A 20,472-nucleotide genomic window follows, 5' to 3' on the forward strand; every position below is an offset into this window, starting at 1 on the left:
ACCATTGTGCCCAAGCCAGGTGATCACTCATTCGTCAATTGAGCCGGGGCGACAGCTGGCTTTGACCGTTGTCCCCTTATGCGCCAGAACAGCGCAGCGACCAGCATCAGTATCACGCCGGTAATCAACAGGCCAATACTGGTGCGCCAAAAACTAACGTCGTCCTCAGGGACCAGGAAAGGGCCGAAATACATCAACCGTTGTTGTTCCTGATAGACCGCCGCCGGCACAAAAACGACCGTGAGCTTTTGGGCGTTATCCAGTGCGGTGCTCATGCCGGGAATACTGCTGGCTACCATCCTGCGTACACGGGCCCTGATACTGTCGGGCTCCAATCGCGGGTCATGCTTGATGAACACCGAGGCGGAAGCGGGTTGGACGGGCTCACCGGGAGCCACGCGTTCGGGCAGCACTACGTGCACACGAGCGACGATGACGCCATCGATGTTCGACAGGGTCGCCTCCAGCTCCTGGGACAGGGCATAGATGTATCTGGCACGCTCTTCCAGCGGTGTGGAGATGACGCCTTCCTTGCGGAAGGTATCCCCCATTGTGGCGCGTGCGACCTTGGGCAGCCCTACGGCCTCCAGCGTGCGAACGGCGCGACTGATGTCGGCTACGTTGACCCGAATCACCACGCCGTCCTTGGCAGGCACTTTTTGTGCGCGTATGTGTTTGTCAGCCAGTTCCGCGATGACCTCGTTGGCGTCCTGTTCGGACAGTTGGCGATGCAGTTCGACACTTTCGCCGCAGCCGCCCAGTATCAACGTCAGCGAGAAAATTAATCCGATAGACAGAAAACGAATCATTTTTTCCTACTGTAGGTTGCTGACTTTTTCGAGGCATTGCGCACCCTTGCCGACGCACTTCACCAGGGTTTGGGTCAGCAGTACTGAGTCTGAAAGATGGGAGGCATAGTTGAGTCGATTTTTTTCCTTGAACTCATTGTTGAAGTCCTTGAGGCCTTTGCTCATGCCGCTTTTCGCCTTGTCCAGATGCTGCAAAGCATCGGTCAGGGCATTCGATGATGGTGCGGCGGTAACCCGTTGCATCGAAGGTTCCAATTGCGAGCTGAAAAAGCTCACATCTTCGCTGTGGTGCGTAGATGGGGTAGGGGGCTTGCGGGCTGTCAGGCCGCTTTGATATTCGCGTAATACGTCGACTTCTATTTTCATTAGACCTCCTGGGGAGAACCGCCCTTTAGTGATAAAGGGCGGTCAAGCTACTTAACGTATTGCGTCGATGTTCTTTTTCTTCTCAGTGATCTTGAAGGACTCAATACTTTCCTTCAAAGATTCACGAGCTGCTGCTTTCCTTTCCTGCTTGAGGTCTTCGTTTTCGCCGCCGCTGGAGCTCTGGATAGGGGGTTGGTAGGTGTTTGCGCTGGCGCCAGTAACATTGCCCATAGTTAAACTCCGCTATTTAAGAAATGATATTTGAGCCCGATGTTCTAGTTTCAGTATTGATGCTTCCAATAGGTACTAAATATATCAGGCTCGTACTTGTGTGGCTCAGGCTAGAATATGGTTCCAATTTTTACTTGGAGGATGTATCTGGAGGTTTCTTCGATGCATATCGGCTGGGCAATGCGCTACTGTATTTCTAACTGTTTCATCCGATAGTAGAGCGTTCGCTTCGCCATGCCCAACTCTGCCGCCACCTCGTCCACGCAGTAGGAATGGCGTCGCAAAGCCTCTTCAATCAGGGCTTTCTCGATTTGTTGCAGGCGTTCTTTCAGGTTCGTTGGCGCGTGTGTAGCGTTCGAGGGGGAGTCTGAAAGCGGCGCCAGTCCCAGCACGAATCGCTTGGCAGTGGAGCGCAGTTCACGCACATTCCCCAGCCAAGGATGGCACAGCAACTGTTGGACCAGCTCGCTGCAAGGGGCTGGGGCCAGGCACTTATAGTGCTCGGCTTCCTCTTGAATCATATTCAGGAACAACGGGACGATTCGGTCACGGCGGTTACGCAGCGGAGGAAGATTGATGTTCACCACGCTCAGGCGAAAATACAAGTCGCGCCTGAACTTCCCTTGCTCGACCATCTCATGCAGCGATTGCTGTGCAGAGGCGATGACTCGCATATCTACCGGGATGAACCGGGTGGAGCCCAGGCGTTCGACGCCCCGTGACTCCAGCACACGTAGCAGCTTGGCTTGCATGGAAAGTGGCATGCTGTCGATTTCATCCAGATACAAGGTGCCCAAATGTGCGGTTTCGATAAACCCCGCGCGTGACTGCACTGCTCCGGTGTAGGCGCCGCTGTTGACGCCGAATAGTTGGCTCTCTGCAAGGCTTTCCGGGATGGCGGCGCAGTTGACTGCGACAAAATGACCGCGTCGACCCGACAAACGATGGACCCGTTGGGCCAGGGTATCCTTGCCAGTGCCGGTTTCTCCCAGTAACAAAATATCGATATCGAGCGCTGCAGTACTCTTAAGCGTACGCTCGATGTCCAAGGCTTCAACGGAGGGGAGGTATGTCTCATTTGTTATTGTGTAAGAAGCTGACATAGTCCAGGTGCTCCACTATCGCTATCACTTCACTGTTGATAGAACGCTGTTGGCGTGCAGCCAGTAGAGCCTAAATAATCCAAAAAGTCATCGTGTCTGTTAACGTGAAAAGGCTGAAAAATAACGTGAGAAATATTAACTAATTCAGTGCGCTGTTTTGTTCAAGTGGTTTTTCGGTGGTTATAGTGTGTTTAGCGTAGGAGAAAACTTAAAGGCGGGGGATTGCGTGGATAAGTTGGTTTAGTGCCCTGGGTAAGTAGTTTTTTCATACGTTGAATTTGCACTTGTTTCGAATATTGAAACAAACAGCCACAAAAAAACCGATGCAATGCATCGGCTTTTTTTGTTCGGTACAGGGGTTACAGGTCTACTTATACGTTGAAGCGGAAGTGCATGACATCCCCATCCTTGACAATATAGTCCTTGCCTTCAAGGCGCCATTTACCGGCTTCCTTGGTTCCAGCCTCACCCTTGTACTGGATGAAGTCGTTATAGGCGATGACTTCGGCGCGGATGAAGCCTTTTTCGAAGTCGGTGTGGATCACGCCGGCAGCCTGTGGCGCAGTCGCACCGACCTTGACGGTCCAGGCGCGGACTTCTTCGACACCGGCGGTGAAGTAGGTCTGCAGGTTGAGCATCTCATAGCCAGCACGGATCACACGGTTCAGGCCAGGCTCTTCCAGGCCCAGAGCCTCGAGGAACATGTCTTTTTCTTCGCCGTCATCGAGCTCGGCGATTTCCGCTTCGATCTTATTGCACACCGGAACGACGATGGCGCCTTCTTCCTCGGCGATGGTCTTGACCACGTCGAGAAGCGGGTTGTTCTCGAAGCCGTCTTCGGCAACGTTGGCGATGTACATCACCGGCTTGGTGGTCAGCAGGTGGAAGCCCTTGATCACAGCCTTCTCGTCAGTGCCCATGGTCTTCATCAGGCTGCGTGCCGGCTTGCCTTCGGTGAAGTGAGCGATCAACTGCTCCAGCAAGCCCTTCTGGACCACCGCATCCTTGTCACCACCCTTGGCGTTGCGTGCGACTTTCTGCAGCTGCTTCTCGCAGCTGTCAAGGTCGGCGAAGATCAATTCCAGGTCGATGATCTCGATGTCGCGTTTCGGGTCGACGCTGTTGGAGACGTGGATCACGTTCTCGTCTTCAAAGCAGCGGACCACGTGGGCGATGGCGTCGGTTTCACGGATGTTGGCCAGGAACTTGTTGCCCAGACCTTCGCCTTTCGAGGCGCCGGCGACAAGGCCAGCGATGTCGACGAATTCCATGGTGGTCGGCAGGATGCGCTTGGGGTTGACGATCGCCGCCAGTGCCTCCAGGCGTGGGTCCGGCATCGGCACGATACCGCTGTTGGGCTCAATGGTGCAGAAGGGGAAGTTCTCTGCCGCAATACCGGACTTGGTCAGGGCGTTGAACAGGGTGGATTTGCCGACGTTGGGCAGGCCGACGATGCCGCAATTGAATCCCATGGTGTTTCCCCTCGGGTAAAAGTCAGGCCTTCTGGCTGTGCAGGTTTTTCATCGCGCGGTTCCATTCACCAGCGAAGATATCCGGCAGCACGCCGAGGGCAAAATCGATGCTGGCATCGAGTTTTTCCTGTTCGGCGCGTGGCGCACGACCCAGGACGAAATTTGAAACCATACTGGCAACGCCTGGGTGGCCAATGCCGAGCCGCAGACGGTAAAAAGTGTTCTGATTGCCCAACTGCGCGATGATGTCACGCAGGCCGTTGTGCCCGCCATGCCCGCCGCCTTGCTTGAGCTTGGCAACCCCGGGTGGCAGGTCCAGTTCGTCATGGGCCACCAGGATTTCTTCGGGTTTGATCCGGAAGAAGCCCGCAAGCGCCGCGACAGCCTGGCCGCTGCGGTTCATGTAGGTGGTGGGAATCAGCAGACGAACATCCTGACCCTGGTGCGAGAAGCGCCCGGTCAGGCCGAAATATTTGCGATCGGCCACAAGATTGACGCCTTGGGCGTGGGCGATGCGCTCAACAAAAAGGGCCCCTGCGTTATGCCGGGTCTGTTCGTATTCGGCGCCTGGATTTCCCAGACCAACGATCAGTTTAATGGCAGTCACGACAGGGGCCCTTCCTTTGGAGTTGTGGATAACATCGCCTGACCTGAGTGCGGCGAAAGTGGACGACAGGAGCTCACTTATCCAGAGATAAACTTCGCGTTATCGCCCGCTTTCTCGCTACGTTTCGGTCCGCGATGTTTCCTCAAGCTCCTTTCGTTGCAGAGAGCATTACTCTGCAGCGGTTTCGCCTGCTTCATCTTCTGCTACAACACGTGGCGCGTGGACGCTGGCAACAGCCTTGTCGTCGTTGTGAGCCAGTGCAACGAACTCAACGCCTTTAGGGGCTTTGAGGTCGGACAGGTGGATGATGGTGCCGATTTCAGCAGCCGACAGGTCGACTTCGATGAATTCAGGCAGGTCTTTCGGCAGGCAGCTTACTTCCAGCTCGGTAGCAGTGTGGGAAACAACGCCACCTTTCTTGACCGGAGCTTCTTCACCAACAAAGTGCACAGGCACGATAGCGGTCAGTTTCTGACCGGCTACAACGCGTACGAAGTCAGCGTGCAGTACGTGGCCCTTGGAAGGGTGGCGCTGCAGAGCCTTGATGATAACGTTCTGCTTCTTGCCGCCAACGTTCAGTTCGATAACGTGGCTGTAGGCAGCATCGTTTTCGAGCAGCTTGGCTACTTCTTTAGCCAGCATGCTGATGGACTCAGGGGCTTTTTCGCCACCGTAGACTACAGCTGGAACCAGGCTTGCGAGACGACGCAGGCGGCGGCTCGCACCTTTCCCCAGGTCGGAACGCACTTCAGCATTCAGGGTAAAATCGTTCATGTTGTATCTCCAAAATAACCACATTCGCCCCAGCGTTTGCGACCAGCGCTAAAGGCGATATGGGCAAAAAAGCCCCGCCCCAACAGAATGCTGGGGCGGGGCGCTTTTCGTCAGTGAGGTGCTCCGAAGGTTTGACCCTTAACGGAACATCGCGCTGATCGATTCTTCGTTGCTGATGCGGCGAACCGCCTCGGCAACTACCGGTGCGATATCCAGTTGACGGATACGCGAACAGGCTTGAGCAGCAGCGGACAACGGGATGGTGTTAGTCACCACCAGTTCGTCCAGCATAGAGTTCTCGATGTTCTCGATCGCTCGGCCCGACAGCACAGGGTGTGTGCAGTAGGCGAAGACTTTTGCCGCACCGTGCTCTTTCAAGGCTTTGGCCGCGTGGCACAGGGTGCCGGCGGTGTCGACCATGTCATCAACCAGAATACAGGTACGCCCTTCGACATCACCGATGATATGCATCACTTCAGAGTGATTGGCTTTTTCACGGCGTTTGTCGATGATCCCGAGATCCACGCCCAGGGATTTGGCGACAGCCCGTGCACGCACGACGCCGCCAATGTCCGGGGACACGATCATCAGGTTTTCAAAGCGCTGGTCTTCGATGTCATCCACCAGGACGGGGGAGCCGTAGATGTTATCTACCGGAATATCGAAGAACCCCTGGATTTGGTCAGCGTGCAGGTCAACCGTGAGAACACGGTCGATACCCACCACGGTCAGCATGTCAGCAACGACTTTCGCGCTGATAGCCACACGTGCGGAACGCGGACGGCGATCCTGACGGGCATAACCAAAGTAAGGGATTACAGCTGTGATTCGAGTCGCTGAGGAGCGGCGGAAGGCATCAGCCATCACGACGAGTTCCATCAGGTTATCGTTGGTCGGAGCGCAGGTCGGCTGAATAATGAAGACGTCTTTACCGCGGACATTTTCATTGATCTCGGCTGTAATTTCGCCGTCGGAGAATTTACCGACAGAGATGTCACCGAGAGGGATATGCAGCTGACGTACGACACGCCGAGCCAGATCGGGGTTGGCATTCCCCGTAAAGACCATCATCTTGGACACGCGCAGTACCTAGAGGCTGAGGGTAACCTGGATGAGTATTAGAAAATGGCAGGGGCGGCTGGATTCGAACCAACGCATGGCAGGATCAAAACCTGCTGCCTTACCGCTTGGCGACGCCCCTGTATCTGTTGCAACGAGTGCCCAGCACTCGATTCCTTTTAGAGCAGACTTTGCAGCTTGCGATGCAACATCGAAACGTTGCTTCCCTTTGCTACAAACCCTGTAAGGGTCTCTGTAAGAAGGGCCGAGACTTTATCAGCTTCAGCTTTGCTTGGGAAGCCCCCAAACACACAACTTCCAGTTCCGGTTAATTTTGCTTCGGTAAATTTACCTAACAAATTCAAAGCGTTACGTACTTCTGGATAACGCCTTGCTACAACCGGTAAGCAGTCATTTCGACTGTTTCCCTTGGGAACGGGGCGCACTTTAATGGGAGAAGAGTTACGTGTCAACAACGGATCTGAAAAAATTTCTGCTGTACTTACAGATACTTGCGGCACAAGCACGACATACCAAGGTTCTTCGGGCTCTACAGGGGTGAGTTTCTCTCCCACGCCTTCGGCAAACGCGGCGTGCCCACGCACGAAAACCGGGACGTCGGCGCCCAGTGTGAGGCCCAGTGCAGCCAGGCGGTCGTGGTCCCAGCCCAGTTGCCACAGGTGATTGAGGCCCAGCAATGTGGTTGCGGCATTTGAGCTGCCGCCACCGATACCTCCGCCCATGGGCAGGATCTTGTCGATCCAGATATCGATGCCGAGCGAGGTGCCAGATTGTTGCTGAAGTTTTTTCGCAGCCTTCACAATCAGATTGCTGTCGTGGGGCACGCTTTCGAATTCGGTATGCAGCTGGATCACGCCATCGTCGCGTACGGCGAAGGTCAGCTCATCGCCGTAGTCGAGGAATTGAAACAGCGTCTGCAACTCGTGGTAACCGTCTTCACGGCGACCAAGAATGTGCAGCATCAAATTGAGCTTGGCAGGGGAGGGCAGGGTCAGGCCCTGCTTTTCTGGACGAGCGGTGGTCACGTTATTGCCCCAGCTTGCGAGGTTGCCAGTCCTTGATCACCAGCGTGACGTCAAGGTCGGTGCCGTGCAGCTTGATGCGTTCGGGCAGCCAATAACCGCTTTGTTCAACGTAGCTCAAGTACTCCACCTGCCAACCATCCTGCTCCAGCGTGGCCAGGCGGCTGTCGCCGTTGAGGCTCAGGCGGCTCTTGCTGTCGGGCGCCGGCAAGCCGCGTACCCACCAGACCAGATGCGAGACAGGCAGCTTCCAGCCGATCTGCTGCTCCAGCAGTTCTTCCGGAGAGCTTGCTTCGTAGCGGCCCTGGTTGGCCACTTCCAGGCTCACTTGCCCCGGTCGGCCGGTCAGGCGCGCCGCGCCCCGGCCCAGCGGGCCGGAGAGACGAATATCGTAGTAGTCCTGGCGTTGCAGCCAGAACAGGGTACCGCTGCCGGAGTCTTTCGGCGCACGAACGCCGACTTTTCCCTCGATCTGCCAGCCATCGATACTGCTCAGCTGGTCCTTGTGTTGTTTCCATTGGGCCGGGCTGCCCTGGCCTTCAACGGATTCGCGGCTGTCTATGCCCGCGCAACCGGCGAGCAAGGCGATGAAGCTGAAAACAATAATGTGGCGCAAGAACATAAGCTTAAAGGGTCTCGGATCCGGTCAGGCGCTTGATGGTGCCGCGCAGGATGGGGCTTTCGGGTTGTTCCTTGAGGAATTTTTCCCAGATTTGTCGCGCTTCTCGTTGCTTGCCTTTAGCCCAGAGCACTTCGCCCAGGTGTGCGGCGACTTCTTGATCGGGAAAACGCTCCAGTGCCTGGCGCAGCAAACGCTCGGCTTCGTCGAGGTTGCCCAGGCGATAGTTCACCCAGCCCAGGCTATCGAGCACGGCCGGGTCTTCCGGGTTGAGCTGGTGGGCTTGTTCGATCAACACTTTGGCTTCGGCATAGCGCGTGGTGCGGTCGGACAAGGTGTAACCCAGGGCATTGAGTGCCATGGCGTTGTCCGGGTCGCGCTTGATGATCAGCCGCAGGTCTTTTTCCAGCTGGGCCAGGTCATTGCGTTTTTCCGCCTGCATGGCGCGGGTGTACAGCAGGTTCAAATCGTCAGGGTATTGCAGCAATGCTTGTTGCAGCAGCTTCCAGGCGCGTTCGCCCTGCTTGTTGGCCGACAAAGTCTCGGCCTGGATCAGGTACAGCTGGATAGCGTAGTCCGGCTCGGCATCGCGGGCCGCGGCCAGGCGTTTTTCCGCCTCGTCGGTACGGCCGTTGCTCATCAGGATGTCAGCCTGGCGCAGTTGGGCCGGCAGGTAGTCGTTGCCGGGGCCGACCTGGGCGTATTCCAGCAGGGCGGCCTGCGGGTCGTTGCGCTCTTCGGCAATGCGGCCGAGGTTCAGGTGCGCCGAGTCCACGTGGCTATCGCGTTCGATCAGTTCTTCCAGATAGCCCTTGGCCTCGTCCCAGGCCTTGGCTTCCAGGCAGACCAGTGCCAGGGAATAACGCAGTTCGTCGTCGTCCGGGTATTGCTGGACCAGGTTGGCGAACTGCACTTTGGCGTCCTCCATGCGGTCCTGCTCCACCAGCATGCGTGCGTAAGTCAGGCGCAGGCGCTTATCGTCCGGGTATTTCTTGATACTTTTTTCCAGCAGCGGAATCGCTTCCTTGCCGCGGTTGAGGTTTTGCAGCAGGCGCGCGCGCAGCAGGATCGGCGCGATCTCGCCGTCTTCCGGTGGGTTTTGCTCCAGCAACTTGAGTGCGGCGTCGGCCTCGTCATCCTGTTGCAACAACAGAGCCTTGCCGAACACCAGTTGGCTGTTCTTCGGGTGTTTTTGCAGCAGGCGGTCGAAACTTTTCATCAGGCCATTGCGCGTGTCCTGGTCGGTGTCGGCGGCCGACAGCGCAAGGAAGTCGAAATGTGTGTCGCCCTTGCCCTGCAGGACTTTCTCCATATAGACCATGGAGTCGTCATAGCGTCCTGCACGGGCCAGTTGCACGGCAGCCGCACGTTGGGCTTCCAGGTCATCCGGGGCGTTTTTCGCCCAGATCAGCGAAGTGTCCAGCGCAGCCTGGTCGGCGCCCAGGTATTCGGCGATGCGAAACGCTCGCTCGGAGATGCCCGGGTCCTGGGTGTTGATGGCCTGGGTCACATAATTATCCAGCGCAATATCAAAACGATTGCGCTGGCCGGCCAATTCAGCGGTCAGCAGGCTGTAGATCGTTTCTTCACTGAACGAGGAATAAACCTTGGGCTTTTCAGGGGCGGGGGTGCTGTCTTCCACCGGCGGCGCAGCGTCCGGCGACACGGGTGCCATGGCCTGGCAGCCGCTGAGGAAGACAAAAGCAAGGAGCAACGCGGAAGATCTATTCATATAGGAAGAGGACGACTAACCTGCGGTCGGATCATCATGACACAAGCCTTCGGCCAAACATAACCGAGTCTCAATGCAAGCCTTTATAGGCATAACGAATTAGGACAATAGACGACGGTGGTTGTTCTGGATCTTTCGAAGTAGGACAATTGTCGGCTTCCCGACATCATCAGCGATATTGAATGGCCTTCCTCGCACTCGGTATTAACCACAAGACTGCCTCCGTAGACGTGCGCGAGCGCGTGGCGTTTACGCCAGAGCAGTTGGTTGAGGCCCTGCAGCAGCTCTGCCGGCTCACCGACAGCCGCGAAGCTGCGATCCTTTCGACCTGCAATCGCAGCGAGCTCTATATAGAGCAGGAACATCTTTGCGCGGATGTCGTACTGCGCTGGCTGGCTGATTATCACCATTTGAGCCTCGATGACCTGCGCGCCAGTGCCTATGTGCATGAAGAGGATGCGGCAGTTCGTCACATGATGCGCGTGGCGGCCGGCCTCGATTCGCTGGTGCTGGGCGAGCCGCAGATTCTTGGCCAGATGAAATCCGCCTATGCCGTGGCGCGTGAGGCCGGCACTGTCGGTCCATTGCTGGGCCGGCTGTTCCAGGCCACGTTCAATTCCGCCAAACAGGTGCGCACCGACACGGCTATCGGCGAAAACCCGGTGTCGGTGGCCTTTGCCGCCGTGAGCCTGGCCAAGCAGATTTTCAGCGATTTGCAGCGCAGCCAGGCCTTGCTGATTGGCGCCGGGGAAACCATCACCCTGGTGGCCCGTCACCTGCATGACCTGGGCGTGAAACGCATTGTGGTTGCCAACCGCACCCTTGAACGAGCGAGTATCCTTGCCGAGCAGTTCGGTGCCCACGCCGTGCTGCTGTCGGATATCCCGGCTGAATTGGTACGCAGTGATATCGTCATCAGCTCCACCGCCAGCCAGTTGCCGATCCTTGGCAAGGGCGCGGTCGAAAGCGCGTTGAAGCTGCGCAAGCACAAGCCGATCTTCATGGTGGACATCGCCGTTCCCCGGGATATCGAACCCGAAGTCGGCGAGTTGGACGACGTTTACCTCTACAGCGTCGACGATTTGCATGAGGTGGTTGCCGAGAACCTCAAGAGCCGCCAGGGTGCCGCCCAGGCCGCAGAGGAAATGGTCAGCACTGGCGCCGAAGATTTCATGGTGCGCCTGCGTGAACTGGCGGCGGTGGATGTGCTCAAGGCGTATCGTCAGCAGGGCGAACGCCTGCGTGATGAAGAGTTGCTCAAGGCCCAGCGGATGCTGGCCAACGGCAGCGGCGCCGAAGAGGTACTGATGCAATTGGCCCGTGGCCTGACCAACAAGCTGCTCCACGCTCCCAGCGTCCAGTTGAAAAAGCTTACTGCCGAAGGCCGCCTCGATGCGCTGGCCATGGCCCAGGAACTCTTTGCCCTCGGTGAGGGCGCGTCAGACAGCTCTTCGGATAAAAAATCGCAATGAAAGCGTCACTGCTCAATAAACTGGACGTGCTCCAGGACCGTTTCGAAGAACTGACCGCCTTGCTCGGCGATGGCGAGGTCATTTCCGATCAGGCCAAGTTCCGTGCTTATTCAAAGGAATACGCAGAAGTTGAGCCCATTGTAGCTACCTATAAAAGCCTCACGAAAGTGCAGGCCGACCTCGAAGGCGCCCAGGCGCTGCTCAAGGACAGCGACCCGGACATGCGTGAAATGGCCGTGGAAGAAGTTCGCGAAGCCAAGGAAAAGCTCGCCGAGCTGGAAAGCGACCTGCAACGCATGCTGCTGCCCAAGGATCCCAATGACGGGCGCAACGTGTACCTCGAAATCCGCGCCGGCACCGGTGGCGACGAGGCAGCGATTTTCTCCGGCGATCTGTTTCGCATGTACTCGCGCTATGCCGAACGACGTGGCTGGCGGGTCGAGATCCTGTCCGAGAACGAAGGTGAACACGGCGGCTATAAAGAAGTCATTGCCCGGGTCGAAGGTGACAACGTCTATGGCAAGCTGAAATTCGAGTCCGGCGCCCACCGCGTACAACGTGTCCCGGCGACAGAGTCCCAGGGCCGTATCCACACCTCGGCGTGCACCGTGGCGGTGCTGCCCGAGCCGGACGAGCAGGAAGCCATCGAGATCAATCCGGCGGACTTGCGCGTGGATACCTACCGCTCATCCGGTGCGGGTGGCCAGCACGTCAACAAGACCGATTCGGCAATCCGTATCACCCACTTGCCGTCGGGCATCGTGGTGGAGTGCCAGGAAGAACGCTCCCAACACAAGAACCGTGCGCGGGCCATGTCCTGGCTGTCGGCCAAGCTGAACGACCAGCAGACCAGCGCCGCCGCCAATGCGATTGCCAGCGAGCGCAAGCTGCTGGTGGGCTCGGGCGACCGCTCCGAGCGTATCCGTACCTACAATTTTGCCCAGGGCCGGGTCACCGACCATCGTGTCAACCTGACCCTTTACTCCCTGGACGAGATTCTCGCCGGTGGCGTGGATGCGGTGATCGAGCCGTTGCTTGCCGAATACCAGGCTGATCAATTGGCGGCGATAGGTGAATAAATGACCATTATTGCCAGCCTGCTGCGCGCTGCCGACCTGCCCGATTCGCCGACTGCACGCCTGGATGTGGAGCTGCTGCTGGCTGCTGCCCTGGGCAAATCGCGCAGCTACTTGCACACCTGGCCGGAAAAGATCGTCAGCAGCGAAGATGCCCTGACCTTTGCCGGCTACCTGCAGCGCCGCCGCAGCGGCGAGCCAGTGGCGTATATCCTCGGCCAGCAGGGCTTCTGGAAGCTCGACCTGGAGGTCGCGCCGCACACGCTGATCCCGCGTCCGGAAACCGAACTGCTGGTGGAGGCCGCCCTGGAGTTGCTGCCCGCCACGCGCGCCAACGTCCTCGACCTGGGCACCGGCAGTGGCGCCATCGCCTTGGCCTTGGCCAGCGAACGCCCGGCCTGGCACGTCACGGCCGTCGACCGCGTGCTGGAAGCCGTGGCCCTGGCCGAGCGCAATCGCCAGCGCCTGCACCTCAACAACGCCACGGTGCTGAACAGCCATTGGTTCAGCGCTTTGCAAGGCCACAGTTTTGACCTGATCATCAGTAACCCACCCTACATCGCCGACAATGACCCCCACCTGGTGGCTGGCGACGTCCGTTTCGAGCCGGCCAGCGCGCTGGTGGCGGGCCACGATGGCCTGGACGATTTGCGCCTGATCATCAAGCAAGCCCCGGCCCATCTGAATGCCGGTGGCTGGTTGCTGCTCGAGCATGGCTACGACCAGGCTGCGGCCGTGCGGGACTTGATGCTGGACCAGGGGTTCGAAAACCTACACAGCCGCATCGACCTCGGCGGTCACGAACGCATCAGCCTGGGACGCCGCCCGTGCTGACCGATCAGGAGCTGTTGCGCTATAGCCGGCAGATTTTGTTGCAGCATGTCGACGTTGAAGGCCAGTTGCGCCTGAAACAGAGTCGCGCGCTGATCGTCGGCCTGGGTGGCCTGGGCGCACCGGTTGCGCTGTATCTCGCCGCTGCCGGTGTGGGTGAGTTGCACCTGGCCGACTTTGACACGGTTGACCTGACCAACCTGCAACGCCAGATCATCCATGATACCGACAGCGTAGGGCAGACCAAGGTCGATTCGGCCCAGCGTCGGCTGAGCGCGATCAACCCTGAAATCACCTTGGTCGCCCATCGCACGGCGCTGGATGCCGACTCGCTGGCCGCCGCCGTAGTCGCAGTGGACGTGGTGCTTGATTGCAGCGACAACTTCTCCACCCGCGAAGCGGTCAACGCTGCCTGTGTCGCCGCCGACAAGCCGTTGATCAGTGGCGCGGCGATTCGCCTGGAGGGGCAATTGTCGGTATTCGATCCACGGCGCGCCGACAGCCCGTGCTACCACTGTTTATATGGGCACGGCAGCGACACCGAGCTGACCTGCAGTGAAGCCGGGGTAGTCGGGCCGTTAGTAGGCCTGGTCGGCAGCTTGCAAGCGCTGGAAGCCTTGAAACTGCTGGCGGGTTTTGGTGAGCCACTGGTGGGCCGGCTGTTGCTGATCGATGCCCTGACCACGCGCTTTCGCGAGCTGCGCGTCAAGCGCGACCCTGGCTGCAGCGTCTGCGGACCCCAGCATGGTTAAGGGCGCGCCCATCGGTGTGTTCGACTCCGGCATTGGTGGCCTGACGGTGCTGGAGGAAATCCAGCAATTATTGCCGCATGAGTCACTGTTGTACGTGGCCGACTGTGGGCATATCCCTTATGGCGAGAAAACCCCGGCATTCATTCTCGAGCGTTCCCGTTCCGTCGCTGAGTTTTTCCGCGAGCGCGGCGCGAAGGCGTTTGTGATTGCCTGTAACACGGCCACCGTCGCCGCCGTTGCCGATTTGCGCCGGGACTACCCCGATTGGCCGTTGGTCGGCATGGAGCCTGCGGTCAAGCCCGCCGCTGCTGCCACGCGCAGTGGCGTTGTCGGTGTGCTCGCCACCACTGGCACCCTGCAAAGCGCCAAGTTCGCCGCCTTGCTCGACCGCTTCGCCACCGATGTGCGGGTGATTACCCAGCCGTGTCCGGGCCTTGTGGAGTTGATCGAAACCGGCGACCTGGACAGTGCTGTCTTGCACAAGCTGTTGCAGGGCTATGTCGAACCGCTGATCAGCGCCGGTTGCGACACCATCATCCTGGGTTGCACCCACTATCCCTTCCTCAAGCCACTGCTGGCGCAGATGCTCCCCCCCAACATCATCCTCATTGATACCGGCGCCGCCGTGGCGCGCCAGCTCAAGCGCTTATTGGGTGAGCGCGACCTGCTGGCCGCTGGCGATCCTGAACCTGCACAGTTCTGGACCAGCGGTGATCTGTTTCACTTAAGAAAAATCCTACCGACACTATGGAAACAGCCCGGAATTGTGCGAAGCTTTGCTTCGTGAAAATTTCGTGAAATGCGCTGAAAAAAGCTGAACTTCCGTCTATGCCTCAGCTTCTATAGCCAGTTAGCCTGTTTAAAACCATATAACTTCGTTCGGAAAGGATGTTTCTTATGAAGCGCTTGTTCTGTTTGGCTGCGATTGCGGCCGCTGTGTTGGGACACTCTGTTTCAGCCCAGGCCGCTGGCCTGGAGTTCGGGTTGGGGAGCACCAGTGATTCGACGTTGACCTATCGACTGGGCCTGACCTCGGATTGGGATAAGAGCTGGATGCAAAGCAACGTTGGCCGTCTGACCGGCTACTGGAGCGGCGCTTATACCTATTGGGAAGGTGATGACCGTGCAGGGGCAAGCAGCCTGTCGTTCTCGCCGGTGTTTGTGTATGAATTTGCCGGCGAGTCGGTCAAACCCTACATCGAAGCCGGTATCGGGGTGGCACTGTTCTCCCGCACCCGTCTGGAAGACAACAACATCGGCCAATCTTTTCAGTTCGAAGACCGCCTGGGTTTCGGCCTGCGCTTCAACGGCGGGCATGAAGTGGGCATTCGCGCCACGCACTATTCCAACGCCGGTATCAGCAGCAATAACGATGGGGTAGAGAGCTACTCGTTGCACTACACCATGCCGCTGTAAGCAATGTAGGAACGAGCTTGCTCGCGAAGAACGTCAACGATAACGCAGTGAATCTGGGTTGACGTGGCGCGTTCAGATTTTTCGCGAGCAAGCTCGTTCCTACAGGTCAGCGATAGACCGTGGCGATGCCTTCGCGCTCTTCCAGGCATTCCGGCGCACCCATCTCAAATTCCCGGCAGATCAATGGCCGAAGCGCGTAAATCGTGCACATCATCGTGTCCCGGTCCAGCGCGGCGCACCAGCCGTCGTCCAGGCGCAGCATCACTTCACCGCCCCAATCGTCGGTATCGATAAAGCGCTGCGGTACACCGGTGTCGGTGATCAGCATGACCTCCAACTGGCAGCAGCAGGCCGCACACGTCGAGCAGGTGACGGCAGGTTCGGTGATTTGGATATGGGGGATGTTGGTCATAGGCGCGCAGTGTAAGGCAAGTCGGTCAGGCGCGTATTAAAGCTCGGACGGGCGTCAATTCTCCAATCCCCGTGCGACCCTATGCAGCAAGGGAAACAGCATGGCCCATAACAACGCCAGGCCGATCAATGTGGCTGAGGTTGCGTAGCCAAAACTCACCCCCGCCAACTGGCTGCCTGCGTAATAAGACAGAGGCCCGCCCACCGCGCCCAGCAGGCTGGCAAGCCACCAGGGCCGTGCGCTCCAGGCCAGGCAATGGCGCAAGGTCGTGGCCAGCAATGCCCATAACAACATCAACCAGAATGGAATCATCGGCCCGGGCTCGCTGAAGTGGAAAACTCCCAGGGTGCGTAATAGCGTGTCCAGCAGCGTGCCTGCGAGTGTCACTGTCACGATAAGCACGCCGTCATCCGCCGGCGAACTTATCCACAGCCAATGGATTCCCAGTACCGCCACGCCCACCAGCAGCCACAGACTATCGCCGCCAAGCACGCAGGCAAACCAGCCGCACTGGAACAGCACGGCATTGGCCAAGGGTTTAAGCACTGAAGCGCCCGAGCAACGGTGGGTTGATCGCCGCCGGTTTGGCCAGCAGCAATTGCGCCGTACCAATGGAGCGTTCCATGAAGCCGCCCTCGCAGTAGCACAGGTAAAACTCCCACAAACGCAGGAAGTACTCGTCGTAGCCCAATTCGGTGAGGCGGCCATGGGCGCGACGAAAGTTCTCATGCCACAGGCGCAGGGTGCGTGCGTAGTGCAGGCCGAAGTCTTCCATGTGCAACAGGTTCATGTCTGTGTCGCGGCTGACGATCTGCAGCATGTTTTGTACACAGGGCAAGGCGCCGCCAGGGAAGATATAGCGCTGGATAAAGTCGACGCTGCGCTTGGCCTGCTCGAAGCGTTGTTCGCGGATGGTGATGGCTTGTAGCAGCATCAGGCCGTCGGGCTTGAGCAAATGGGCACATTGCTTGAAATAGGTGGGCAGGAAGCGATGGCCCACTGCTTCGATCATTTCGATCGATACCAGCTTGTCGTACGTGCCGGTGAGGTCACGATAGTCGCTTAGCAGCAAGGTCACCTGATCTTGCAGGCCCAGTGCCTGGATGCGTTGCGCGGTGTAGGCGAACTGCTCCTTGGACAAGGTCGTGGTGGTGACCTTGCAACCGTAGTGCTGCGCCGCATACAGCGCCATGCTGCCCCAGCCGGTGCCGATTTCCAGCAGATGGTCACTGGGCTTGAGCGCCAGCTTCTGGCAGATACGCGCCAACTTGTTCAGTTGCGCCTGTTCCAGGGTGTCATCGGGCGTCAGGAACTGCGCCGCCGAGTACATCATGGTGGGGTCGAGGAACTCTTCGAACAGGTCGTTGCCCAGGTCGTAATGGGCGGCAATGTTTTTCTGCGCACCCTTGCGCGTGTTGCGGTTGAGCCAATGCAAGCCTTGGGTGAACGGCCGGGCCAGGCGTGCCAGGCCACCCTCCATGGCGTCGAGAACGTCCAGGTTGCTGACCATCACCCGGACCACGGCGGTAAGGTCCGGGCTGGTCCAGTAACCGTGGATAAACGCTTCGCCGGCACCGATTGAACCATTGGCCGCCACCAGGCCCCAGGCCGCCGAGTCGAGAATCTGGATCTCCCCCAGCAGGCGTGCTTCCCGGGCGCCGAAGACTTGTCGCTCGCCATCTTCGATGATCACCAACTGACCATGGCGCAATTGGCTGAACTGGCGCAGCACGCCCTTGCGCAACAAGGCGGCGGTCACACCGTTGACGTTCAGGCGGTTGGCCTTGACCGATAAGCTAGGGGATTTCATGGTGGCGATCCTTGGTGTACCCAACTGCGGTGCGAGAGACGCCATCGGCGGCCCGGTGGGGGAAAATCGGTGTGCGCTTGAGCAGTAGGCGCAAGGCTTGCCAGTAGATCGCCAGGCAAGTCTTGGCGGTCATCCAGGGAAAACGCCATAAATAACCATGCAGACTGGCGCGGCTCAGAGGTTGCCGTTCCAGGCTCAGGGTGGCGTCGAAGAGTTTCTGTGGGCCCTGCCAGTCGGCCATGTGCACGCCGAGCCTGGCGGCAGGCGGGCTGAAACTCATGCGGTATTCCAGGTCGCGCGGTAAAAAGGGCGACACATGAAAAGCCTTGGCCACGGCGAAATGCTGGTGCTCATCGGCGGCGAGCGCCTGGGCCGGCAGCACGTAGTGATAGCGCTCGCGCCAGGGGGTGTTGGTCACTTCACACAGGATCGCGGCCAATCGTCCGTCGGCCTCGAAGCAGTAGAAGAAACTCACAGGATTAAAAGCCAGGCCCCAACTGCGGGCCTGGGTCAGTAGGCAGATAACGCCCCGGGGTGTATGCCCCAGTGCCTTGCCGACTTCGTGGCGCACGGCATCGCTCAAGCTCATGCCGTGGCGGGTGAATTCACGCAGATAGTCCTGCTGGCGGAAACCGAAGGGCGCCAAGCGACTTGGGCCGGCCATGGGCGACAGGCCAAGCACTTCATCCTCTTCGCTGAGGTCCAGGTACAGCAGGCCGATGCGGTAGCGAAAGGCGTGGGCCCTGGGCGCAAACCGGCGATGGGCGATCCAGCCGCTGTACAGGGCACTATTCATAGGGCTTCCCCAAAGGCTTGGGCCACGCGCAGGGCACTGACCACTCCGTCTTCGTGAAAACCGTTGGCCCAGTAGGCACCGCAGTAGAAGGTGTTGCGCGCACCGTGCAGTTCTTCCCAGCGGGCTTGAGCGGCCACGGCGGCCAGGCTGTACTGCGGATGGGCATAGGTGTAGCGCGCAAGGATCTTCAACGGGTTGATCATCTGCGTCTGGTTGAGGCTGACGCAAAAGGTGGTGGTGCTGTCGATACCTTGCAGAATGTTCATGTCGTAGGTCACAGCCGCCTGAGGCTGCTGGTTGCCGGTCAGCCGGTAATTCCAGCTGGCCCAGGCCAGTTTGCGGTCGGGCAGCAGGCGCGTGTCGGTGTGCAGCACCACGTCGTTGTTGGCGTAGGGCAGCGCACCGAGGATCTCCTGTTCAGCCTGGCTGGGATCGGCGAGCAAGGCCAGGGCCTGATCGCTGTGGCAGGCGAACACCACACGGTCGAAGGTTTCGCTGCCGGCGGGACTGTGGATAACCACGCCATCGTCCGTGCGTTGCACCTTATGCACAGGGCAATTGAGTCGTACTTGTTCGATAAAGCTGCGGGTCAGCGGTTCGATATAGCGGCTGGAGCCGCCTTCGATCACGCACCATTGCGGGCGGTTGCTCACCGAGAGCAAGCCGTGGTTCTTGAAGAAGCGCACAAAGAACTGCAGCGGAAAGTTGAGCATGTCGGCCAGGGACATCGACCAGATTGCCGCGCCCATCGGCACGATGTAGTGCCGGATAAACCTGGGGCCATAGCCGCCGGCTGCAAGATAGTCGCCGAGGGTCATCTCGGCGCTGATGCGCTGCGCTTGCAGGTCCAGGGGGGCCTGGCGGTTGAAGCGCAGGATATCGCGCAACATGCCCCAGAAGCCCGGCGACAGAAGATTGCGGCGCTGGGCAAACAGGCTGTTGAGGTTGTTGCCGTTGTACTCGAAGCCGGTGCTTTGGTCGCACACCGAAAAACTCATCTCGGTGGGTTTGAATTTGACGCCAATCTGGCCCAGCAGGCGGATGAAATTAGGGTAGGTCCAGTCATTGAACACAATGAAGCCTGTGTCCACCGCATAGCTTTTTCCCTCAACTGTCACGTTGGCCGTATGGGTATGCCCGCCGATGCAGTCACCCGCTTCGAACAAGGTAATGTCGTGGCGGCGGCTGAGCAGGTAGGCGCTGGTCAGCCCGGCGATGCCGCTGCCGATGATGGCGATCTTCACAGTTCGTCCGTGTGCGGCGGCGGGCTGCGCAGCATGCGCTTGCCGATAATCAGTTGCGCCCGGTTGGGCAGCTTGGACAAAGGCCACAGGGTGGCGATGAACATCGCCGGGAAGGCGATCTCCAGCGGGCGTTTTTCCAGTTTTGCAAAGATATGCCGTGCCGCTTTGTTAGCGGACCAGCTCAAGGGCATCGGGAAATCATTGCGCTCGGTCAGCGGCGTGTCCACAAAGCCAGGGCTGATCACCGTGACGTCAATGTTTTCCGGCGACAGGCTGATGCGCAGGGATTCGAACAGGTAGCGCAGCCCTGCCTTGGACGCGCCATAGGCTTCGGCGCGGGGCATTGGCAGATAAGTCACGGCGCTGGCCACGCCCACCAGGTGCGGGGTAAGCCCGGCGCGCAACAGCGGCAGCGCAGCCTCGATGCAATAACTGCTGGCCAGCAGGTTGGTGCGCACTACGTGCTCGATGATCGAGGAGTCAAATTGCCGGGCGTCGACATATTCACAGGTGCCGGCATTAAGGATCACCGTGTCCAGGGCACCCCAGACCTCGCCGATACGTTCACCGATCTCGCGCACGGTCTGGCTGTTGGTCAGGTCGCCGGCCACCACCAGCACTTGCCCCGGATAGCGATGGGCGAGCGCTTCCAGCGGACCTTTGGTGCGGGAGCTGAGTGCCACGTGGGCGCCGCTGTTGAGCAACTCCACGGCCAGCGCGGCACCGATGCCACTGCTGGCGCCGGTCAACCAATAACGTCGGGGAGCAAGGTTCATCCCATTCTCCTTTTCAGCCAACTGACGGTACGTCCAAGTACCGGTACGTGTTCATATAGCAGGACCAAACCA

The 20,472-nt window shown here is 58.8% G+C and carries 23 protein-coding genes and 1 tRNA gene; 6 read left to right on the forward strand and 18 right to left on the reverse strand.

Translation table 11 applies throughout. From position 1 onward, the window contains the following. Window positions 1–23 precede the first annotated feature (23 nt). The 12 genes from sctJ to BLU48_RS00825 all read right to left on the reverse strand — a co-directional run bounded on the left by sctJ (window position 24) and on the right by BLU48_RS00825 (window position 9,815). On the reverse strand, window positions 24–809 hold the full coding sequence (gene sctJ, locus BLU48_RS00770) for a type III secretion system inner membrane ring lipoprotein SctJ (RefSeq protein ID WP_057024860.1): 786 nt from the start codon (window positions 807–809) through the stop codon (window positions 24–26). A 6-nt stretch (window positions 810–815) separates the two neighbouring features. Then, on the reverse strand, window positions 816–1,175 hold the full coding sequence (locus BLU48_RS32145; protein WP_057024861.1) for a hypothetical protein: 360 nt from the start codon (window positions 1,173–1,175) through the stop codon (window positions 816–818). 51 nt (window positions 1,176–1,226) lie between these two features. After that, a complete protein-coding gene (locus BLU48_RS00780; protein ID WP_057024862.1) occupies window positions 1,227–1,406 on the reverse strand; it encodes a hypothetical protein in 180 nt (59 codons plus the stop codon). Between the two features lie 185 nt (window positions 1,407–1,591). Continuing rightward, window positions 1,592–2,509, reverse strand: a complete 918-nt coding sequence (locus BLU48_RS00785) for a sigma 54-interacting transcriptional regulator (protein ID WP_057024863.1) — start codon at window positions 2,507–2,509, stop codon at window positions 1,592–1,594. 371 nt (window positions 2,510–2,880) lie between these two features. Beyond that, window positions 2,881–3,981 carry a redox-regulated ATPase YchF gene (gene ychF, locus BLU48_RS00790; RefSeq protein WP_057024864.1) on the reverse strand — a complete coding sequence of 367 codons (1,101 nt, stop codon included), beginning with the start codon at window positions 3,979–3,981 and terminating at the stop codon, window positions 2,881–2,883. A gap of 22 nt (window positions 3,982–4,003) precedes the next feature. Further along, window positions 4,004–4,588 (reverse strand): aminoacyl-tRNA hydrolase, encoded by a 585-nt coding sequence (gene pth, locus BLU48_RS00795; RefSeq protein WP_003208389.1) that lies wholly within the window; start codon window positions 4,586–4,588, stop codon window positions 4,004–4,006. 168 nt (window positions 4,589–4,756) lie between these two features. Further along, the gene (locus BLU48_RS00800) at window positions 4,757–5,362 is read right to left on the reverse strand and encodes a 50S ribosomal protein L25/general stress protein Ctc (protein ID WP_057024865.1); all 606 of its coding nucleotides are present in this window, start codon (window positions 5,360–5,362) and stop codon (window positions 4,757–4,759) included. Between the two features lie 138 nt (window positions 5,363–5,500). Further along, window positions 5,501–6,442, reverse strand: coding sequence for a ribose-phosphate pyrophosphokinase (locus tag BLU48_RS00805; RefSeq protein WP_003208392.1), 942 nt, complete (start codon window positions 6,440–6,442; stop codon window positions 5,501–5,503). Between the two features lie 46 nt (window positions 6,443–6,488). Then, a tRNA-Gln gene (locus BLU48_RS00810) sits at window positions 6,489–6,563 on the reverse strand. Between the two features lie 37 nt (window positions 6,564–6,600). Next, window positions 6,601–7,404: a 4-(cytidine 5'-diphospho)-2-C-methyl-D-erythritol kinase gene (gene ispE / locus BLU48_RS00815; protein WP_057024902.1), complete on the reverse strand. Its 804-nt coding sequence runs from the start codon at window positions 7,402–7,404 to the stop codon at window positions 6,601–6,603. 64 nt (window positions 7,405–7,468) lie between these two features. Continuing rightward, a complete protein-coding gene (gene lolB / locus BLU48_RS00820; RefSeq protein ID WP_057024866.1) occupies window positions 7,469–8,086 on the reverse strand; it encodes a lipoprotein insertase outer membrane protein LolB in 618 nt (205 codons plus the stop codon). Between the two features lie 4 nt (window positions 8,087–8,090). Beyond that, window positions 8,091–9,815 carry a tetratricopeptide repeat protein gene (locus BLU48_RS00825; RefSeq protein WP_057024867.1) on the reverse strand — a complete coding sequence of 575 codons (1,725 nt, stop codon included), beginning with the start codon at window positions 9,813–9,815 and terminating at the stop codon, window positions 8,091–8,093. Window positions 9,816–9,997: 182 nt separating this feature from the next. Between BLU48_RS00825 and hemA the strand changes: the two genes are divergently transcribed. The 6 genes from hemA to BLU48_RS00855 all read left to right on the forward strand — a co-directional run bounded on the left by hemA (window position 9,998) and on the right by BLU48_RS00855 (window position 15,362). Beyond that, complete coding sequence (hemA, locus tag BLU48_RS00830; protein ID WP_057013808.1) at window positions 9,998–11,287, forward strand: glutamyl-tRNA reductase; 1,290 nt, start codon at window positions 9,998–10,000, stop codon at window positions 11,285–11,287. Then, on the forward strand, window positions 11,284–12,366 hold the full coding sequence (prfA, locus tag BLU48_RS00835; protein ID WP_057013809.1) for a peptide chain release factor 1: 1,083 nt from the start codon (window positions 11,284–11,286) through the stop codon (window positions 12,364–12,366). The genes hemA and prfA overlap by 4 nt, the downstream gene beginning before the upstream one ends. Next, on the forward strand, window positions 12,367–13,197 hold the full coding sequence (gene prmC, locus BLU48_RS00840) for a peptide chain release factor N(5)-glutamine methyltransferase (protein ID WP_057024868.1): 831 nt from the start codon (window positions 12,367–12,369) through the stop codon (window positions 13,195–13,197). Beyond that, on the forward strand, window positions 13,191–13,946 hold the full coding sequence (locus BLU48_RS00845; RefSeq protein WP_057024869.1) for a molybdopterin-synthase adenylyltransferase MoeB: 756 nt from the start codon (window positions 13,191–13,193) through the stop codon (window positions 13,944–13,946). The genes prmC and BLU48_RS00845 overlap by 7 nt, the downstream gene beginning before the upstream one ends. Next, a complete protein-coding gene (gene murI / locus BLU48_RS00850; RefSeq protein WP_057024870.1) occupies window positions 13,939–14,733 on the forward strand; it encodes a glutamate racemase in 795 nt (264 codons plus the stop codon). Before BLU48_RS00845 ends, murI begins: the two co-directional genes overlap by 8 nt. A 110-nt stretch (window positions 14,734–14,843) precedes the next feature. Then, window positions 14,844–15,362, forward strand: a complete 519-nt coding sequence (locus BLU48_RS00855) for an acyloxyacyl hydrolase (protein ID WP_043049248.1) — start codon at window positions 14,844–14,846, stop codon at window positions 15,360–15,362. Window positions 15,363–15,468: 106 nt separating this feature from the next. Here BLU48_RS00855 and BLU48_RS00860 read toward each other — a convergent pair whose 3' ends face one another. Genes BLU48_RS00860 through BLU48_RS00885 form a run of 6 tightly spaced genes read right to left on the reverse strand, consistent with a single transcriptional unit; the run spans window position 15,469 to window position 20,400 of the window. Further along, window positions 15,469–15,774 (reverse strand): YkgJ family cysteine cluster protein, encoded by a 306-nt coding sequence (locus tag BLU48_RS00860; RefSeq protein WP_046070825.1) that lies wholly within the window; start codon window positions 15,772–15,774, stop codon window positions 15,469–15,471. A 54-nt stretch (window positions 15,775–15,828) separates the two neighbouring features. Then, window positions 15,829–16,320: a DUF2878 domain-containing protein gene (locus BLU48_RS00865; RefSeq protein WP_057024871.1), complete on the reverse strand. Its 492-nt coding sequence runs from the start codon at window positions 16,318–16,320 to the stop codon at window positions 15,829–15,831. Continuing rightward, window positions 16,313–17,584, reverse strand: a complete 1,272-nt coding sequence (locus BLU48_RS00870) for an SAM-dependent methyltransferase (RefSeq protein ID WP_057024872.1) — start codon at window positions 17,582–17,584, stop codon at window positions 16,313–16,315. Before BLU48_RS00870 ends, BLU48_RS00865 begins: the two co-directional genes overlap by 8 nt. After that, window positions 17,571–18,380 (reverse strand): DUF1365 domain-containing protein, encoded by an 810-nt coding sequence (locus BLU48_RS00875; RefSeq protein WP_057024873.1) that lies wholly within the window; start codon window positions 18,378–18,380, stop codon window positions 17,571–17,573. Before BLU48_RS00875 ends, BLU48_RS00870 begins: the two co-directional genes overlap by 14 nt. Beyond that, a complete protein-coding gene (locus tag BLU48_RS00880; RefSeq protein WP_057024874.1) occupies window positions 18,377–19,624 on the reverse strand; it encodes an NAD(P)/FAD-dependent oxidoreductase in 1,248 nt (415 codons plus the stop codon). The genes BLU48_RS00875 and BLU48_RS00880 overlap by 4 nt, the downstream gene beginning before the upstream one ends. Beyond that, window positions 19,621–20,400, reverse strand: coding sequence for an SDR family NAD(P)-dependent oxidoreductase (locus BLU48_RS00885; RefSeq protein ID WP_057024875.1), 780 nt, complete (start codon window positions 20,398–20,400; stop codon window positions 19,621–19,623). The genes BLU48_RS00880 and BLU48_RS00885 overlap by 4 nt, the downstream gene beginning before the upstream one ends. Window positions 20,401–20,472: the final 72 nt, after the last annotated feature.

It is taken from the genome of Pseudomonas synxantha (assembly GCF_900105675.1).
GTDB lineage: Bacteria > Pseudomonadota > Gammaproteobacteria > Pseudomonadales > Pseudomonadaceae > Aquipseudomonas > Aquipseudomonas synxantha.

Bases quoted from the DNA above. Each gene is read 5' to 3' on its own strand.
- ychF (WP_057024864.1), bottom strand. From the start codon at position 3,981: ATGGGATTCAATTGCGGCATCGTCGGCCTGCCCAACGTCGGCAAATCC.
- hemA (WP_057013808.1), top strand. From the start codon at position 9,998: ATGGCCTTCCTCGCACTCGGTATTAACCACAAGACTGCCTCCGTAGAC.
- ispE (WP_057024902.1), bottom strand. From the start codon at position 7,404: ATGCTGCACATTCTTGGTCGCCGTGAAGACGGTTACCACGAGTTGCAG.
- BLU48_RS00870 (WP_057024872.1), bottom strand. From the start codon at position 17,584: ATGAAATCCCCTAGCTTATCGGTCAAGGCCAACCGCCTGAACGTCAAC.
- BLU48_RS00785 (WP_057024863.1), bottom strand. From the start codon at position 2,509: ATGTCAGCTTCTTACACAATAACAAATGAGACATACCTCCCCTCCGTT.
- BLU48_RS00875 (WP_057024873.1), bottom strand. From the start codon at position 18,380: ATGAATAGTGCCCTGTACAGCGGCTGGATCGCCCATCGCCGGTTTGCG.
- BLU48_RS32145 (WP_057024861.1), bottom strand. From the start codon at position 1,175: ATGAAAATAGAAGTCGACGTATTACGCGAATATCAAAGCGGCCTGACA.
- BLU48_RS00825 (WP_057024867.1), bottom strand. From the start codon at position 9,815: ATGAATAGATCTTCCGCGTTGCTCCTTGCTTTTGTCTTCCTCAGCGGC.
- BLU48_RS00885 (WP_057024875.1), bottom strand. From the start codon at position 20,400: ATGAACCTTGCTCCCCGACGTTATTGGTTGACCGGCGCCAGCAGTGGC.
- BLU48_RS00780 (WP_057024862.1), bottom strand. From the start codon at position 1,406: ATGGGCAATGTTACTGGCGCCAGCGCAAACACCTACCAACCCCCTATC.
- BLU48_RS00855 (WP_043049248.1), top strand. From the start codon at position 14,844: ATGAAGCGCTTGTTCTGTTTGGCTGCGATTGCGGCCGCTGTGTTGGGA.
- prmC (WP_057024868.1), top strand. From the start codon at position 12,367: ATGACCATTATTGCCAGCCTGCTGCGCGCTGCCGACCTGCCCGATTCG.
- murI (WP_057024870.1), top strand. From the start codon at position 13,939: ATGGTTAAGGGCGCGCCCATCGGTGTGTTCGACTCCGGCATTGGTGGC.
- prfA (WP_057013809.1), top strand. From the start codon at position 11,284: ATGAAAGCGTCACTGCTCAATAAACTGGACGTGCTCCAGGACCGTTTC.
- BLU48_RS00860 (WP_046070825.1), bottom strand. From the start codon at position 15,774: ATGACCAACATCCCCCATATCCAAATCACCGAACCTGCCGTCACCTGC.
- BLU48_RS00800 (WP_057024865.1), bottom strand. From the start codon at position 5,362: ATGAACGATTTTACCCTGAATGCTGAAGTGCGTTCCGACCTGGGGAAA.
- sctJ (WP_057024860.1), bottom strand. From the start codon at position 809: ATGATTCGTTTTCTGTCTATCGGATTAATTTTCTCGCTGACGTTGATA.
- lolB (WP_057024866.1), bottom strand. From the start codon at position 8,086: ATGTTCTTGCGCCACATTATTGTTTTCAGCTTCATCGCCTTGCTCGCC.